The organism is Nonomuraea rubra, assembly GCF_014207985.1.
Classification (GTDB): Bacteria; Actinomycetota; Actinomycetes; order Streptosporangiales; family Streptosporangiaceae; genus Nonomuraea; species Nonomuraea rubra.
Genome location: NZ_JACHMI010000001.1, coordinates 600914 through 615901 on the forward strand (window position 1 = coordinate 600914; position 14988 = coordinate 615901).

At 72.3% G+C, this 14988-nt stretch carries 13 protein-coding genes; 9 read left to right on the top strand and 4 right to left on the bottom strand.

What is annotated here, in order from left to right; all coding sequences use genetic code 11:
• Positions 1-7: 7 nt before the first annotated feature.
• Positions 8-2218: a glycoside hydrolase family 3 C-terminal domain-containing protein gene (locus tag HD593_RS02795; RefSeq protein WP_185100565.1), complete on the bottom strand. Its 2211-nt coding sequence runs from the start codon at positions 2216-2218 to the stop codon at positions 8-10.
• Positions 2219-2234: 16 nt separating this feature from the next.
• Positions 2235-2843 (bottom strand): TetR/AcrR family transcriptional regulator, encoded by a 609-nt coding sequence (locus tag HD593_RS02800; RefSeq protein ID WP_312903319.1) that lies wholly within the window; start codon positions 2841-2843, stop codon positions 2235-2237.
• A gap of 142 nt (positions 2844-2985) precedes the next feature.
• Between HD593_RS02800 and HD593_RS02805 the strand changes: the two genes are divergently transcribed.
• Genes HD593_RS02805 through HD593_RS02820 form a run of 4 tightly spaced genes read left to right on the top strand, consistent with a single transcriptional unit; the run spans position 2986 to position 7908 of the window.
• The gene (locus tag HD593_RS02805; RefSeq protein WP_185100567.1) at positions 2986-4512 is read left to right on the top strand and encodes an ABC transporter substrate-binding protein; all 1527 of its coding nucleotides are present in this window, start codon (positions 2986-2988) and stop codon (positions 4510-4512) included.
• Positions 4512-5453, top strand: coding sequence for an ABC transporter permease (locus HD593_RS02810; RefSeq protein ID WP_185100568.1), 942 nt, complete (start codon positions 4512-4514; stop codon positions 5451-5453). The genes HD593_RS02805 and HD593_RS02810 overlap by 1 nt, the downstream gene beginning before the upstream one ends.
• Positions 5450-7087 (top strand): ATP-binding cassette domain-containing protein, encoded by a 1638-nt coding sequence (locus HD593_RS02815; protein WP_312903320.1) that lies wholly within the window; start codon positions 5450-5452, stop codon positions 7085-7087. The genes HD593_RS02810 and HD593_RS02815 overlap by 4 nt, the downstream gene beginning before the upstream one ends.
• A complete protein-coding gene (locus tag HD593_RS02820; RefSeq protein ID WP_312903321.1) occupies positions 7084-7908 on the top strand; it encodes an ABC transporter ATP-binding protein in 825 nt (274 codons plus the stop codon). The genes HD593_RS02815 and HD593_RS02820 overlap by 4 nt, the downstream gene beginning before the upstream one ends.
• A gap of 6 nt (positions 7909-7914) precedes the next feature.
• On the opposite strand, the gene HD593_RS02825 is transcribed toward HD593_RS02820, so the two are convergent.
• Complete coding sequence (locus tag HD593_RS02825; RefSeq protein WP_185100570.1) at positions 7915-9381, bottom strand: family 20 glycosylhydrolase; 1467 nt, start codon at positions 9379-9381, stop codon at positions 7915-7917.
• 70 nt (positions 9382-9451) lie between these two features.
• Between HD593_RS02825 and HD593_RS02830 the strand changes: the two genes are divergently transcribed.
• On the top strand, positions 9452-10216 hold the full coding sequence (locus HD593_RS02830; protein ID WP_185100571.1) for a protein kinase family protein: 765 nt from the start codon (positions 9452-9454) through the stop codon (positions 10214-10216).
• A gap of 243 nt (positions 10217-10459) precedes the next feature.
• Entirely contained in the window at positions 10460-11566 is a 1107-nt protein-coding gene (locus tag HD593_RS02835) for a HesA/MoeB/ThiF family protein (RefSeq protein WP_185100572.1), read from the top strand.
• A gap of 43 nt (positions 11567-11609) precedes the next feature.
• Here the strand turns inward: HD593_RS02835 and HD593_RS02840 are convergent, their stop codons facing one another.
• Positions 11610-12242: a class I SAM-dependent methyltransferase gene (locus HD593_RS02840; protein ID WP_185100573.1), complete on the bottom strand. Its 633-nt coding sequence runs from the start codon at positions 12240-12242 to the stop codon at positions 11610-11612.
• 110 nt (positions 12243-12352) lie between these two features.
• Here HD593_RS02840 and HD593_RS02845 point away from each other — a divergent pair, with 110 nt between their 5' ends.
• From HD593_RS02845 to HD593_RS02855, 3 genes are all read left to right on the top strand, one after another.
• Complete coding sequence (locus HD593_RS02845; protein ID WP_185100574.1) at positions 12353-13138, top strand: SDR family NAD(P)-dependent oxidoreductase; 786 nt, start codon at positions 12353-12355, stop codon at positions 13136-13138.
• Between the two features lie 74 nt (positions 13139-13212).
• A complete protein-coding gene (locus HD593_RS02850; RefSeq protein WP_185100575.1) occupies positions 13213-13995 on the top strand; it encodes a S1C family serine protease in 783 nt (260 codons plus the stop codon).
• Positions 13996-14008: 13 nt separating this feature from the next.
• Positions 14009-14986 carry an AAA family ATPase gene (locus tag HD593_RS02855; protein ID WP_185100576.1) on the top strand — a complete coding sequence of 326 codons (978 nt, stop codon included), beginning with the start codon at positions 14009-14011 and terminating at the stop codon, positions 14984-14986.
• Positions 14987-14988 lie beyond the last annotated feature (2 nt).

The following is a 14988-nucleotide window of genomic DNA, read 5'->3' on the forward strand; positions in this document are numbered from 1 at the left end:
ATGGCTGTCAGGAGTGGGTGCGGACGGCGGCGACCAGGTCGTCCACGACCTGGGCCGTCAGCCCCAGCCCGAACGTGCGGAACTTGATCAGCGGGATGCCGAGCGCCAGCCGCAGCAGCGCCGGGTCGGGCTCGGAGTCGCCCGGCGCCCCGCGCAGCCGCTCCCGCAGCACCCGCCCGCACACCGGATGCGCCAGCCATTCGCCCAGCGTGGACATCCCGGTCAGCTCGGGCAGGTAGCCGTCGCCTGGCGTGGTCACCTCGGCGCGCAGCCGGATGTCCCGGGAGGACGCGCCGATCTCGACGACGAAGGCACCGGGATCGACCCGCCAGCCCCCGCGCTCCACCGACCACTGGGCCAGGTCCCGCCCGGTGAGCGGCAGCCGCACCCGCGCGCTCGCGCCCGGCTCCAGGCCGACCTTGGCGAAGCCGCGCAGCGTGTGGCGCGGCCGGGTGGGCTGCTCCTCCTCGAAGGCCACGTAGAGCTGCGCGACTTCCTGCGCGGCCCGCTCCCCGGTGTTGGCGACGGTGAACGCGACCAGCCACTCGTTCGTGCCGGTCTCGCGGACCTCCAGGTCGGAGTAGGCGAAGCGGGAGTACGTCAGCCCGTGGCCGAAGGGGTAGGCCACCTCGGTGCCGAGCGTGTCGTGGTGGCGGTAGCCGACGTAGCGGCCCTCGCCGTACAGGACGTGCCCGTCGGAGCCGGGGAAGTGCAGGTGGCAGGGCACGTCGGCCAGGCGCAGCGGGATCGTCTCCGTGAGCCGTCCCGACGGGCTGTGCGTGCCGAGCAGCAGGTCGGCCAGCGCCGCGCCGCCCGCCTGGCCGAGCAGCCACCCCTCCAGTACGGCCGAGGCGTGCTCCTGCCATCCGGCGACCGAGACGACGCCGCCGTTGGAGAGCACCACGACGACTCGCGGGCAGGCCCCGGCCACCCGGCGCAGCAGAGCGATCTGGACGGCGGGCAGGTCGAGGGTGGTGCGGTCGAAGCCCTCCGACTCCGCGGCGTCCGGCAGGCCGAGGAACAGGACCGCCACGTCGGCGGCGGCGGCCGTCTCCACAGCCTCCCGCTCCAGCTCGGGATCGGGCACCCCGTCGAGCCGGTAGCCGGGCGCGAACGTCACGCCGATCGCCGTGCGCAGCGACTCCAGCGCGCTGTCCAGCCTGGTCGGTACCACGTGCGAGCTGCCGTGGCCCTGGTAGCGGGGGCTGCGGGCCTGCTCGCCCAGCACCGCGACGCGCAGGCCGGGAGCCAGCGGCAGGACGCCGTCGTTCTTCAGCAGCACGGCCGAGGCCCGGGCGGCCTCGCGAGCCAGCTCGTGATGCGCCTCGGCACTCCAGCCGCCGTCGTGCCGCGGCCGGGCGCGTACCCGCTCGGCCAGCCGGATCACCCGTCCGGCCGCCACGTCCAGGACGGACTCGGGCAGGCGGCCCGCGCGGACCGCCGCGACGATCTCCTCGTCCGTGCCGGTGGGCGGCATCTCCAGGTCGAGGCCCGCTTCCAGGGCCGCCACGCGGTCGTTCACCGCGCCCCAGTCGGACATCACCAGCCCGTCGAACCCCCACTCGCCGCGCAGCAGCTCGCTCAGCAACCACCGGTTCCGGCTGGCGTGCACGCCGTTGACGCGGTTGTAGGCGCACATCACCGCGTACGGCCCTGCCTCACGCACGATGTGCTCGAAGGCGGGCAGGTAGATCTCGCGCAGCGTCTGCTCGTCCACGTCCGCGCTGACGCGCATGCGGTCGGTCTCCTGGTTGTTGACCGCGAAGTGCTTCACGCACGCCCCGACGCCCAGCGACTGGATGCCGGTCACCACGGCCGCCCCCATCACGCCGGTCAGGTGCGGGTCCTCGGAGAAGTACTCGAAGTTGCGCCCGCACAGCGGGGAACGCTTGATGTTCACCCCCGGCCCGAGCACGACGTCCACCCCGAGCGCGCGCGCCTCCCCGGCCAGCGCCGCGCCCACGCGCCCGGCCAGCCCGGGATCCCAGGAGGAGCCGAGCGCGACGGCGGGCGGGAAACAGGTGGCGGGCACGCTGTCACGCAGGCCCAGCGCATCGCCGGAGGAGCCGGTGGAGCCGGTGGAGGAGTCGCGCGGGCGGCGGATCCCGTGCGGGCCGTCGGAGAGCGTGAGCGCCGGCACCACGTCCCGGACCGCCGTGGTGTGCCAGGTGCCGCCTCCGGAGGTGAGCGACGCCTTCTCCTCCAGGGAGAGTTTCATGAAATACCTCGATCTATCAGGGTTTGGGATCCAAGCCGAGCTGCCTCAGGAACGTGATCACCGCGGCCCGCATGTCCACCTGGTCGGGATCGAGCAGCCACTGCGTCTGCAGCCCGTCGATCAGCGCGATGAGCTGCTGGGCGACCGCGCCCGGATCGTGCGGCAGCGGCGGCGTGGAGCGCGCGAACAGGATGCCGAGCAGCCACGCCGCCTGCCGGCGCAGCTTGCGGTACCGCTTGACGAAGTAGTCGTGGGCCGGATGGCCGGGGTCGGCCGCCTCCCCGGAGATCTTGACGTAGAGCGCGACGAGGCCGGGGGCGCCCATGTTCCTGGCCACCTGGTCCGCGATGCGGTCGAGCAGCTCCTCCGGCGACAGCTCGACGTCGCGCCCGTGCATCAGCTCGCCGTCCACCTGGTCGCGGTGACTGAGCACCTCGATGAGCAGGCTCTCCTTGCCGGGGAAGTGGTGCAGCAGCCCGGCGTGCGTCAGGCCCGCGTGCGCGGCGATGTCCCGCAGCGACACGGCGTGGAAGCCGGAGCGCGAGAACAGCTCTGTGGCGGACTCGAGGATGCGGGCGCGCGTGCGCTCGCCCTTGCTGCCTCGACGTGGCGTCGGTTCGCTCACCGGACGGCCCCTTCTGCGGTGGTGGGCACGTGGGCTGCGGTTACGTGCCGCGGTAGGGCGAGAGTAGCCCGCACGAATTAAACCTACCATGTGGTTAGTTTTGCGGTGTATGCTCCCCGGCAAACGAGACGGAGTGAGCGCCATGAAGAGATCCGCCACCGCAGCCCTCCTCGTCACCGCGAGCCTGATCGCCGGCTGTTCCGGCCCCGGCGGCGGCGGTACGGCGGGCGGCGCGAGCACGACCCTGAACATCGCCACCATGACCCTGCCGCAGAGCCTCGACCCCAAGGACGCCAACGGCAGCGCGCTGCCGTTCTTCCAGGCGGTCTACGACACGCTGATCAAGCGGGAGCCCGACGGCACCTACAGCCCGATGCTGGCCACCGAGTGGAAATACGACGACGGGCTCACCGAGCTGAGCCTCACCCTGCGCGGCGACGTGAAGTTCGACGACGGCACGCCGTTCGACGCCGAGGCCGTCAAGGCGAACCTGGAGCGCTTCCGCAAGGGCGGCGGCGCCCAGGCCAAGACGCTGAACGACGTCAAGTCCATCGAGGTCGCCGACCCCACGCACGTCACGCTCGTCCTGAGCAAGCCGAACCCGGCCATGCTGTACTACCTGAGCGACGCCGCCGGCCTCATGGCCAACCCGAAGGACTTCGCCCAGGACGACACGCTCAAGACCAGGCCGGGCGGCACCGGCCCGTACGAGCTGGACCAGGGCCGGACCGTCATCGGCACGAAGTGGGTCTTCACCCGCACCGCCCGCTACTGGGGCGCCCGGCTCCCGTACGACACGATCGCGATCAGCTACTTCGACAACGAGACCGCGATCGTCAACGGCATCAAGACAGGCCAGCTCGACGCCGCCCTCATCCAGGACGCCGACCAGCAGATCAGCGTCGAGAGCGACCCCAAGGTGAAGACGGTCAAGCAGGAGTTCGACTTCCAGGGCGTGTTCCTGTTCGACCGGGCCGGAGCGGTCACCCCGGAGCTGCGCGACCCCCGCGTACGGCAGGCGCTGAACTACGCGATCGACCGCCGGACCATGCTGGCCAAGATCCGCCAGGGCCGCGGCGCGGTCACCAGCCAGGTCTTCGGCCCCGCCACCGCCGCCTACAAGCCGGAGCTGGACACCTACTACGGCTTCGACCAGGCCAAGGCCCGCGCGCTGCTCAAGGAGGCCGGCCACGAGAGCGGCTTCACGCTGAAGCTGCCGCGCATCCCGGCCATCGTCTCCGACGCGCTGGCCGCCTCGCTCCAGTCCGACCTGGGCGCGGTCGGCGTGAAGCTGGTCTGGGACGACCTCGACCCCGGCTCCGCCGTCCAGCGCATCTTCAGGGACCGCGCCTACTCCGCCATGGTCATGAACATGGGCCAGTCGTCGGCCGACTGGGTCGCGGTCGGCGAGGTGGTGCTGCCCGGCGCCTTCAACATGTTCGGCTACACCGACGACACGGTGAAGAAGCTGCTGCCCAGGATCCAGGGCAGCGCCGCGCAGGACGCCAAGGCCGACCTCCAGGCGCTGAACGAGCACCTGGTCGCCGACGGCTGGTTCATGCCGTTCTACCGGATGACATACCTGCACGTCTCGGACGGAAGCGTGACGATCAAGCCGCAGGACGGCATGGCGGTGCCCGCCATCTACAACTACGCGCCCGCGCAGTGATGGCGGCCTTCGTCGTCCGCAGGATCGCGGCCGGGGCGCTGCTCGTGCTCGTGATCTCCTTCCTGTCCTACACGCTGCTGTCGATCCCCGGCCTGGACGTGGGCAGGCAACTGCTGGGGCAGAGCGCGTCGCAGGACCTCGTGGACGCCAAGAACGCCGCGCTGGGCCTGGACCGCCCCGTCCTCGTCCAGTACCTGGACTGGCTCGCCCACGCCGTCCGCGGCGACCTCGGCACGTCCTGGTTCACCAGCGAGAACGTGGTGCGCGCCATCGCCAACCGGCTGCCGGTCACGATCAGCCTCATGGCCGGGGTCACGCTCGTCACGGCGGTGCTCGCGTTCCTGCTGGGCGTCTGGGCGGGGGTGCGGCGCGGCGCGGTGGACCGGTTCGTCCAGGTCTTCTCCGTCATCGGCTACGCCCTGCCGAACTTCCTGGTCACGCTGGTCCTCGTGCTCGTGTTCGCGGTGCACCTGCGGTGGTTCCCCGCCATCGGGTACGTCGGCATCGGCGAGTCGTTCTCCGGGTGGCTGTCCACGGTGCTGCTGCCCGTGCTCTCGCTGTCGGTCGGGTCCGTCGCGGGCGTCGCCCAGCAGGTCAGGAGCTCGGTGATCGAGGTGCTGCGGCAGGACTACGTACGGACCCTGCGCGCCAGGGGGCTGCCGCCGTCGCGCATCGTGCTCAGGCACGTCCTGCGCAACGCCTCGGCCCCGGCGCTGGCGGTGCTCGGCATGCAGTTCGTCGGCCTGCTCGGCGGTGCCGTCCTGGTCGAGCAGATCTTCGGCCTGCCCGGCATCGGCAGCATGACCGTCACCTACACCACCCGGGGCGACATCCCGATCATCATGGCGCTGGTCATGCTCACCGTGATCGGCGTGATCGCCGTCAACCTCGTCGTCGACATCCTCATCGGCTGGCTCAACCCGAAGGCGAGGATCGCGTGAGCACCCTGTTCAAGACGTTGCGGCACCCGCTCGGGCTGGCGTCCGCGCTCGTCCTGGCCGCGATCCTGCTCGCGGTGCTGTTCGCGCCCGCGCTGAGCCCGCAGGCTCCCGACGCCTCCAGCCTGCGGGACGCCTTCGCCGGCCCGGCGGCGGGCCATCCGCTCGGCTTCGACTCGGCCGGCCGGGACATCCTGTCCCGCCTGCTGCACGGCGGCCGCAACACGCTCGGCGGCGCGGCGCTGGCCCTGGCGGTCGCGCTCGCCCTCGGCGTGCCGGCGGGCCTGCTGGCCGGCTACTACGGCGGCTGGTTCGACTCGGCGGCGAGCTGGACCGTCAACCTGATCATGGCGCTGCCCGCCATGGTGGTGCTGCTCGCCTCCCGCGCCATCCTCGGCTCCACCGTATGGGTGCTGATGGTGGTGCTCGGCTTCCTCGTCGCGCCCGCCTTCTTCCGCCTAGTGCGCGGCATCGTCGCGGGGGTGCGCAACGAGCTGTACGTGGACGCCGCCAGGGTGTCGGGGCTGAGCGACACCAGGATCGTGGCCCGCCACATCCTCGTCGTGGTCCGCGCCCCGATCATCATCCAGATCGCGCTCGTCTCGGGGATCGCCATCGGCCTGCAGGCGGGGCTGGAGTTCCTCGGCATCGGCAGCGGCGACGTGCCGACGTGGGGCGCGATGCTGAACGAGGCGTTCAAGAACATCCAGCGCGAGCCGCTGCTGCTGCTCTGGCCCGGCCTCGCGCTCGGCCTCACCAGCGGCGCGCTGGTGCTGCTCGCCGCCGCGCTGCGCGACGCGCTGGAGGACAGGCCCGCCGCGCCCGTGCCCGCCAGGGCGCCCGCCGTGGTGCACGAGCCGCGGGAGGGCCTGCTGTCCGTACGCGACCTGGCCGTCGCCTACCCGGGGCGCGAGGTCGTCCACGGGGTGGATCTCGACGTACGGGCCGGGGAGATCGTCGGGCTGGTCGGCGAGTCGGGGTCGGGCAAGACCCAGACCGCCTTCGCCGTTCTCGGCATCCTGCCCGAGAACGGCCGGATCGTCCGCGGCAGCATCACGATCGAGGGTGAGGAGGTCGTCGGCCTGCCCGAGCGGCGGCACCGGGCGCTGCGCGGCACCGTCGTCGCGTACGTCCCGCAGGAGCCCATGAGCAACCTCGACCCCGCCTTCACGATCGGCAGCCAGCTCGTCGAGCCCATCCGGCACAAGCTGGGCCTGAGCAGGGCCGAGGCCCGCGCCCGCGTCCTGGAGCTGCTGGCGCAGGTGGAGATCGCCGACCCGGAGCGGGCCTTCCGCTCCTACCCGCACGAGATCTCCGGCGGCATGGCCCAGCGCGTGCTCATCGCGGGCGCCATGTCGTGCGACCCGAAGCTGCTCATCGCCGACGAGCCCACCACCGCGCTCGACGTCAGGGTCCAGGCCGAGGTGCTCGGCCTGCTGCGCAGGCTGCAGGCGGAACGGGGCCTCGGTGTCCTGCTCGTCACCCACAACCTGGGGGTCGTCGCCGACCTGTGCGACCGGGTCGCCGTCATGCGCGAGGGCCGCATCGTCGAGACCGGCACCGCCGAGCAGGTGCTGAGCGCCCCCGAGGACCCCTACACCCGCAAGCTGCTCGGCGCAGTGCTGGAGGTTTCGTGAACGCCCTGCTCGCGGTCGAGGACCTGCACGTCTCCTTCCCCGGCAAGGGGTGGCGGGCCCCGCGTACGGAGGTGCTGCGCGGGGTGTCGCTGGACATCGCGCCGGGCGAGACGCTGGGCCTGGTGGGGGAGTCGGGCTCCGGCAAGACCACGATCGGCCGGGCCGTACTCGGCCTGGTGCCGGTCGCGTCGGGGACGATCACGTTCGGCGGGCGGCGCATCGACGGCCTCACCGGCCGGCGGCGCCGGGAGCTGGCCCGCGATCTGCAGGTCATCTTCCAGGACCCGTACACCTCGCTGAACCCCTCGCGGACCATCGGCGACACGCTCGCAGAGCCCCTGCTGGGGCTGGGCGCGCGCAACGCGCGCGAGCGGGTGTCCCGGCTGCTCGACCGCGTGCACCTGCCCGCGGACGCCGCGCGGAGGCTGCCGCGCGAGTTCTCCGGCGGGCAGCGGCAGCGGGTGGCGATCGCCCGCGCGCTGGCGATCGACCCCAAGCTGATCGTGTGCGACGAGCCGGTCTCCGCGCTCGACCTGACCACCCAGCGGACGGTGCTGGACCTGCTGCTGGAGATCCAGCAGCAGTCCGGGGTGTCCTACCTGTTCGTCTCGCACGACCTCGCGGTGGTGCGGTTCATGGCGCACCGGGTGGCCGTCATCCACCGGGGCGAGATCGTGGAGACCGGCTCCGCGGCCGAGGTGACGGGCGAGCCGCGCCACCCGTACACGCGCGGCCTGCTGCTGGCGGCCCCGGTCGCCGACGTCGCCGCGCAGCGGGCCCGGCGGGAGGCGTTCGAGTCCTACATGAAGAGGCCTTCGTGAAGAGGTCTACGTGAAGAGGTCGGCGGACCGGTAGTAGCCGCCCCACCCGAGGCGTTCCCACCGGGCGGTGTGGGTGCGCACCCGCTCCCGGTAGTCCTCCCACGTGGTGGCCCGATCCGTCCACGCCTTCTCGGCGATCCCGGCCAGCCGGGGCAGCAGCAGGAACGCCAGGTCGTCGAAGTCTCCCACCGTTTCGCACCAGATGGCGGCCTCCACCCCGGCCAGCCGGGCGCCGGCGGGGATCTCCACCAGCTCGCCGGGCCGCCAGCCGAAGTACTCCCGGCTGGTCATCGGCCGGTAGGAGGCGAAGCCGACGCGTTCCCGCCGCTCGTTCTGCTCCTCCAGCACCGACGGCTCCGCGTACCGCCGGTCGAGGTAGAGCACCCGGCTCGGCGAGGCCAGCACGGCCGCCCCGGCCGCCACCGCGCCGGGCACGTCGTGCGGCGCCTGCTCGAACGCGGCGGCCGCGAGGTCGATGAGCGGGTGGTACTGCGGCGGCGCCGTCTTCCGCGCCGCCTCGGGGTCGAAGGCGTCGCCGTCGCCGACCCAGCACTGCGCGAGGTCGGCGGAGGTCAGCGCCCCCGAGCGGCTGACCTCCTGCCAGCCCACGACCCGCTTCCCCGCCGCCCTGGCCAGGCCGAGCGCCCTGGTGACGAACGCCGCGTACAGCTCGTGCGGCATCCCGAACGCCTCGTCGCCGCCGATGTGCAGGTACGGCCCCGGGGTGAGCACCGCGACCTCGCCGAGCACGTCCGCCACGAACCGCCACGTCACCTCGGCCCGCGGGTCGAGAAACGGGACGAGCGGATGGGCCGGCTCGTCCTCGCCCCCCAGCTCCGGGTACGCCCGGACAGCGGCCAGCACGTGCCCCGGCATGTCGATCTCGGGCACGACCGTGACGAAGCGCTCCGCCGCGTACGCGACGATCTCCCGGTAGTCGTCGTGCGTGTAGGACTCGGGGCCGGTGAGCCGGGGCCAGGCGCTGATCCGCAGCCGCCAGGCCTGGCTGTCGGTCAGGTGCAGGTGCAGGACGTTGAACTTGTACAGGGCCAGCAGGTCGATGACCCGCTTGACCTGCTCGACGGTGAAGAAGCGGCGTGCCACGTCCAGCGACAACCCGCGCCAGGCCAGGGCCGGGCCGTCGCCGGCCCGCACGCACGGCACCGTACGGTCCTCCGTGACGAGCTGTGCCACGGTCGTCGCGCCCCGGAAGAGTCCCTCGGCCGACCCGGCGGTGACGGTTGCCCCTTCGGCCGTCACCACCAGCTCGTACTCCTCGCCGTCGCCCGCGCCCAGCGTGAGCGTGACCTCCGCCTCCCCGCCCACCTGCGCGGACCCGCCGAGCAGGGCGGCGACGATCCGCCCCAGGCCGAGCAGGCGGCCGGACGGCACGGCGACCCGCGGCGAGCCGCCGAGCTCCAGGACGCCTTGACCGGCGGGTGACAGGTGACGGGGGAGCGGGACCACATGCATGGCTCATTTCTACCACGTGGTAAGAAATCTGGCCTTGATGGGTCGCGAGGCCGCCAGGCACGATGCCCTCATGACGGGGGAACCGCTAGGCGGGGGGAACGACGGCGGTGCCGTCCGCGTGGGCGCCACCGTCCGGCGGCCGGTCAGGGAGTGGACGGCCGCGGTCCACGAGCTGCTGCGCCACCTGGAGCGCAAGGGGTTCGAGGGGGCTCCCCGGGTGCTGGGCGTCGACGAGGGCGGGTACGAGGTGCTCACGTACCTGGAGGGCGAGACCATGGGCGACGCGGCGGTGTGGCCGTCGTGGACCCGTACCGAGGACACGCTCGTGCAGGTCGCCCGGTGGCTGCGTGCCTACCACGAGGCCGTGGCCGACTTCGTGCCGCCCGCGCACGCCCGCTGGCGCTCCGGCGGGCGCTGGACGCCCGGGCTGATCATCGGGCACAACGACGCCGGCCCGGCCAACGCCGCCTACCGCGCCGGGCGGCTGACCGGGTTCTTCGACTGGGACTTCGCCGGGCCGACCACGGTGGACGCCGAGGTGGCGCTGGTGGCGCACTGCTGGGTGCCGCTGCACGCCCGGCACGTGGACGCCTCGACGGGGTTCACCGCGTTCGAGGCCAGGCCCGCCAGGCTGCGCCGGTTCCTGGACGCGTACGGGTGGTCGGGCCGGCCCGAGGCGCTCGTCAGGAACGTGCAGGTGCAGATGGCCGAGCGGGCCGCGCTGATCCGACGGCTGGGCCACGCGGGCGAGGGGCTCTACGGCCGGCTGTTGCGGCGCGGGGTGGCCGACGAGCTCGATCAGGCCGTACGCGAACTCGACGAGTTTTCTCGATGAGGAATGCCGAGTAAGCGACTTTGTCAGGCAACCCCGAACTCGGCATGATATGCCGGGAGAATATCAGAGGAGAAAGGGTAGCGATGGAACGACGCCCGGTGATGGTGAAGGTGGAAGAAGTCCCGCTGCGCGTCGGGGCCGTGACCGCGTCGAACTCCCACGGAAACTGAAACGCCGGCTCGGGTAGCGTCCTGTGGGTGAGGCATTCCCTGCCTCACCCACACCCGCGTAGGAGGCATGTCCGTGGCCGACACCGCATTACGCCCACGCCTGCGTGACAGCGTCATCGTGCAGGCGGACGGCGGCACGCTGCTGTTCCTGTGCCTGGCCGACCGGACCGTGAAGAGATTCGCCTGCGACGAATTCGTGAAAGACGTGGTGGTGCTTCTCGACGGCACCCGCACGATCGCGGAGATCGGCGCTCTCGCCTGTGGCGGCCGTCCCGATGCCCGGGAGCGGGTGGCCGAAGTCGTGCAAATCCTGGAGCATGAAGGGCTGTTGAGCCGGGTCGCCGACCCCGCGCTCGAATTTCGACTTTTAGGCACCGCGCGCGCCGAATTCTACGACCGGCAACTCCGGCTGTTCCAGGACTTCTGCGACCAGGGCTGGTCGCCGGAGACCAGCGGGGCGGCGCTCCAGCGGCGCCTCGGCGAGGCGACCGCCGTCGTCTGCGGGGTCGGCGGGCTGGGCGGATGGGTGGCGCTCGCGCTGGCCGGCGCGGGCGTCGGCCGGATCCGCGTCTGCGACTTCGACCGGGTCGAGGTCTCGAACCTCACCCGGCAGGTGCTGTTCGGGATGGCCGACCTGGGCGTGCCCAAGGCGGACGCGGCGGCCGCCCGATTGCGCGAGGTCAACCCGTTCATCGAGGTGGAGGCCGTGGCCCGGCGCATCGGCGGCGCGGGCGACCTCGCCGACGTCGTCAAGGGCGCGGACATCGTCATCAACGCGGCCGACCTGCCCACCCCCAACGACGTGGCCGGCTGGGTGAGCGAGGCCTGCTGGCCGGACATCCCGCACATCATGGGGACGGGCTACGCCTACCACATCGGCGTCCTCGGCACCTCGATCATCCCGGGCCGGACCGCCTGCTGGGCCTGCGTACGCGCCGAGACGTTCGCCGACCACGGGCGGGACGGCCTGGAGACCGTCGTGGGCAAGCGCGACAGGGCCGGCGCGATGGGCGCGCTGTCCGGCCTCGTCGGCAACATCCTGGCCTGGGAGGCGATCCGCATCCTGGCGGGGCTGCCGCCGGCGCTCGGCGACCGGTGGAGCGAGGTGGACTTCTGGCCGCTGGAGATCCGCTCGCGCGCCGTAGCCCAGCGGCCCGACTGCCCGACGTGCGGCCGCTGAACCCGCGAGCCGGAGCCCGCACGCTCCGGCCCGCCAGGCAGGCTCAGCCGCGCAGCAGCAGGTTGCCTCGCCGGAACCGCTCGTCCGGCTCGGGCTCCCGCAACATCCGCCCGATCTCCACGAACCCGGCCTCCGCCGCCAGCTTCGCCAGGTCGTCGATCGGCCACCGGTAAGCGGTCGTCACCTTGTGGTCGAACGCCGTCACCGGCCCGCCCTCGGCCTCGAAGAACCCGAGCAGCAGGTGCCCGCCGGGAGCGAGCACCCGCCGGAACTCGGCGAAGTACGGCCGCAACTCCTCCGGCGGCGTGTGAATGATCGAATACCACGACAGGATGCCGGCGAGCTCGCCGTCGGCGAGATCCAGCGCCTCCATCGAACCGACCTCGAAGCGCAGCTCGGGATAGGTCCGCCGGGCGAGGTCGATCATCACCGGCGACAGGTCGATCCCGAAGGCGGCCAGCCCCAGCTCCCGCAGATGCGCCGTCGTCTGCCCCGGCCCGCACCCGAGCTCGGCCACGGCCCCGCCGCCCGCGGCCCGTACGGAGCCGGCGAACGCGGCCAGGATCGCCCGGTCCAGCGGCAACTTCGGCTCGCCCTTGGCCAACTCGGCGTAGACGCCGGCGATGGCGTCGTAGGCCTGGGCGGTGGTGGTCAGATAGGAGGAAGAGTCGGTCATGGCGGACGATGCTAACCCTGATCCCGCATGACCCGCCCGAGGGTGAAATAACTGAATATCGTTCTAGTATTGCCAGGGAGGCTAGGCCGGCGAGGTCCAGGAGGGCAGCCATGGGCGTACTGGAAGGCAAGGTCGCGGTCGTCACCGGAGCGAGCAGGGGCATCGGCGCCGCGATCGCCGAACGCCTGGCCGCGGAGGGAGCCAGGGTCGTCGCCGCGGCCCGCACCGTGGACGCGTCGCAGAGCCGCCTCGAAGGGACGATCGGCGACACCGTCGCGCGGATCGAGGCGGCCGGCGGCACCGCCTTCGCCCAGCCCGCCGACCTGTCCCGCGAGCAGGACAGGCAGGCCCTCGTCGAGGCCGCCGCGGAGCGGTACGGCACGGTGGACATCCTGGTCAACAACGCCGCGGTCACCTACTTCACCCCGGTCTCCGACTTCACCGACCGCCGCTACCACCTGATGTTCGAGGTGCAGGTGAACGCGCCCTTCCACCTCTCCCGCCTGGTCATCCCCGGCATGCGGGAACGCGGCGCCGGCTGGATACTCAACATCTCCTCGATCGCCGCCCGCCACCCGGCCTTCCCGCCCGGCCCGTACGCCGGCTTCGGCGGCACGGTGTACGGCATGTGCAAGGCCGCGCTCGAACGCTTCACCACCGGCCTGGCCGCCGAGCTCTACGCCGACGGCATCGCCGTGAACGCCCTGTCGCCGAACCAGGTCGTCCCCACCCCCGGCACCCTCTTCCACCGCCTCACCACCGAGGACGCCCCCGGCACCGAGCCCGCCTCGGTCATGGCCGACGCCGCCCTGGCGCTGTGCCACCGCCCGGCGGCGGAGCTCACGGGCCGCATCGCGTACTCCCAGGACCTGCTGGCCGAGCTCCGGGGTAGCTGACGCGGGGCCGGTTCTCATGGAGTTCTCAGGTGGAGTTTGTGGCACATTGACGTAACTTTTACGACTATGGAGCGATGGAGCACCTGCCGCAGGAGGCCGGCGCGGCCGGGGCTCGCAGGGCCGTGGCCGGGAGGCCCGGGCGGCTGATCGCCGGGGCCGGCGCGGTCGTCGTGGTCGCGGCGCTGGCGTACTGGCTGGGCGGGATCGGGGGGAGCGGCGGCGAGGCCGCGCCCGGTCCGAGCCCCACCCCGAGCCCCAGCGCGACGCTCACGGTGCCCGACGTCTACAAGCGGGTCGGGCCGTCGGTGGTGGTCATCCAGGCCGGGAAGTCGCTCGGCACGGGGGTGATCGCGGCCGACGACGGCACGATCCTGACCGCGCACCACGTCGTCAAGGGAGCCAAGGACGTCAACCTGACGTTCGCCGACGGCACGAAGGCGAAGGCCGTGGTCTCGTCGTCGAACCCGAAGCGGGACGTCGCGACGCTCAAGCCCGCGAAGCTGCCGGAGATCGTCGTCCCGGCGACGCTCGGCGGCGGCGTGGCCGTGGGCGCGCCCGTCGTGGCGATCGGCAACCCGCTGGGGCTCGCGTACAGCGTCTCCACCGGCGTGGTGTCGGGGCTGGACAGGTCCGCCGAGCAGGGCGACCTGAGCGGGCTCATCCAGTTCGACGCCTCCGTGAACCCGGGCAGCTCCGGCGGCCCCCTCCTGGACGCCCGCGGCCTGCTCATCGGGATCGTCGTCTCGATCGCCGACCCGGGCGGCGACGAGGCGTTCGCCGGTATCGCGTTCGCGGTGCCGATCGGCGTGGCACTGGGCGGAGAAGACGGCGAAGGCCCCGACGGGCCCCGGATATGACCGAAGGGATCGCATGACCTCGACCGAGATCCATCCGCTCGAACAGGTGCTGTTCGAGGTCAAGCGCACGATCGTCGGGCAGGACGTGCTGCTCGAACGCATGGCGGTCGCGCTGATCGCCGACGGGCACCTGCTCGTGGAGGGCGTGCCGGGGCTGGCCAAGACGCTCGCCGTGCGGTCGCTGGCCGCCGCGTTCGCCGGGAGCTTCCAGCGCGTGCAGTTCACGCCCGACCTGGTGCCCGCCGACCTCGTCGGCACGCGGGTCTACCACCAGCACTCCGGCGAGTTCAGGACCGAGCTCGGCCCGGTGTTCGCGAACCTGCTGCTGGCCGACGAGATCAACCGTGCCCCCGCCAAGGTGCAGAGCGCCCTGCTGGAGGTGATGCAGGAGCACCAGGTGACGATCGGCCGCGAGACGTTCCGGGTGCCGGAGCCGTTCCTGGTCATGGCGACGGAGAACCCGATCGAGTCCGAGGGCACCTATCCGCTGCCCGAGGCGCAGGTCGACCGCTTCATGATGAAGGTGGTCGTCGACTATCCGACGCAGGCCGAGGAGCAGGCGATCGTCGACCGGGCGCTGCGCCCGCCGGACCCGCCGCAGCCGACGGTGGCGGCCGAGGAGCTGATGGCGATGCGGGTGCGGGCGCGGGAGGTGTACGTCGATCCGGCGATCGTGGACTACGCGGTGCGGCTGGTCTCCGTGACCCGCTCCCCGGCCACGGCCGGGCTCGGCGAGCTGGAGCGGTACGTCACGTACGGGGCCAGCCCGCGGGCCTCCATCGCGCTCGTCACGGGCGCCAGGGCGCTGGCGTTCCTGCGCGGGCGGGAGTACGTCCTGCCGCACGACCTGTCCGAGCTCGCGCTCGACGTGCTGCGCCACCGCCTCGTGCTGTCGTACGAGGCCCTCGCGGACGACGTCGACGCCGACACCATCGTCACCAGGGTGCTCGGGGCCGTCAGGGCGCCCGACGTCGTCCTGCAGAACCGCTGAGC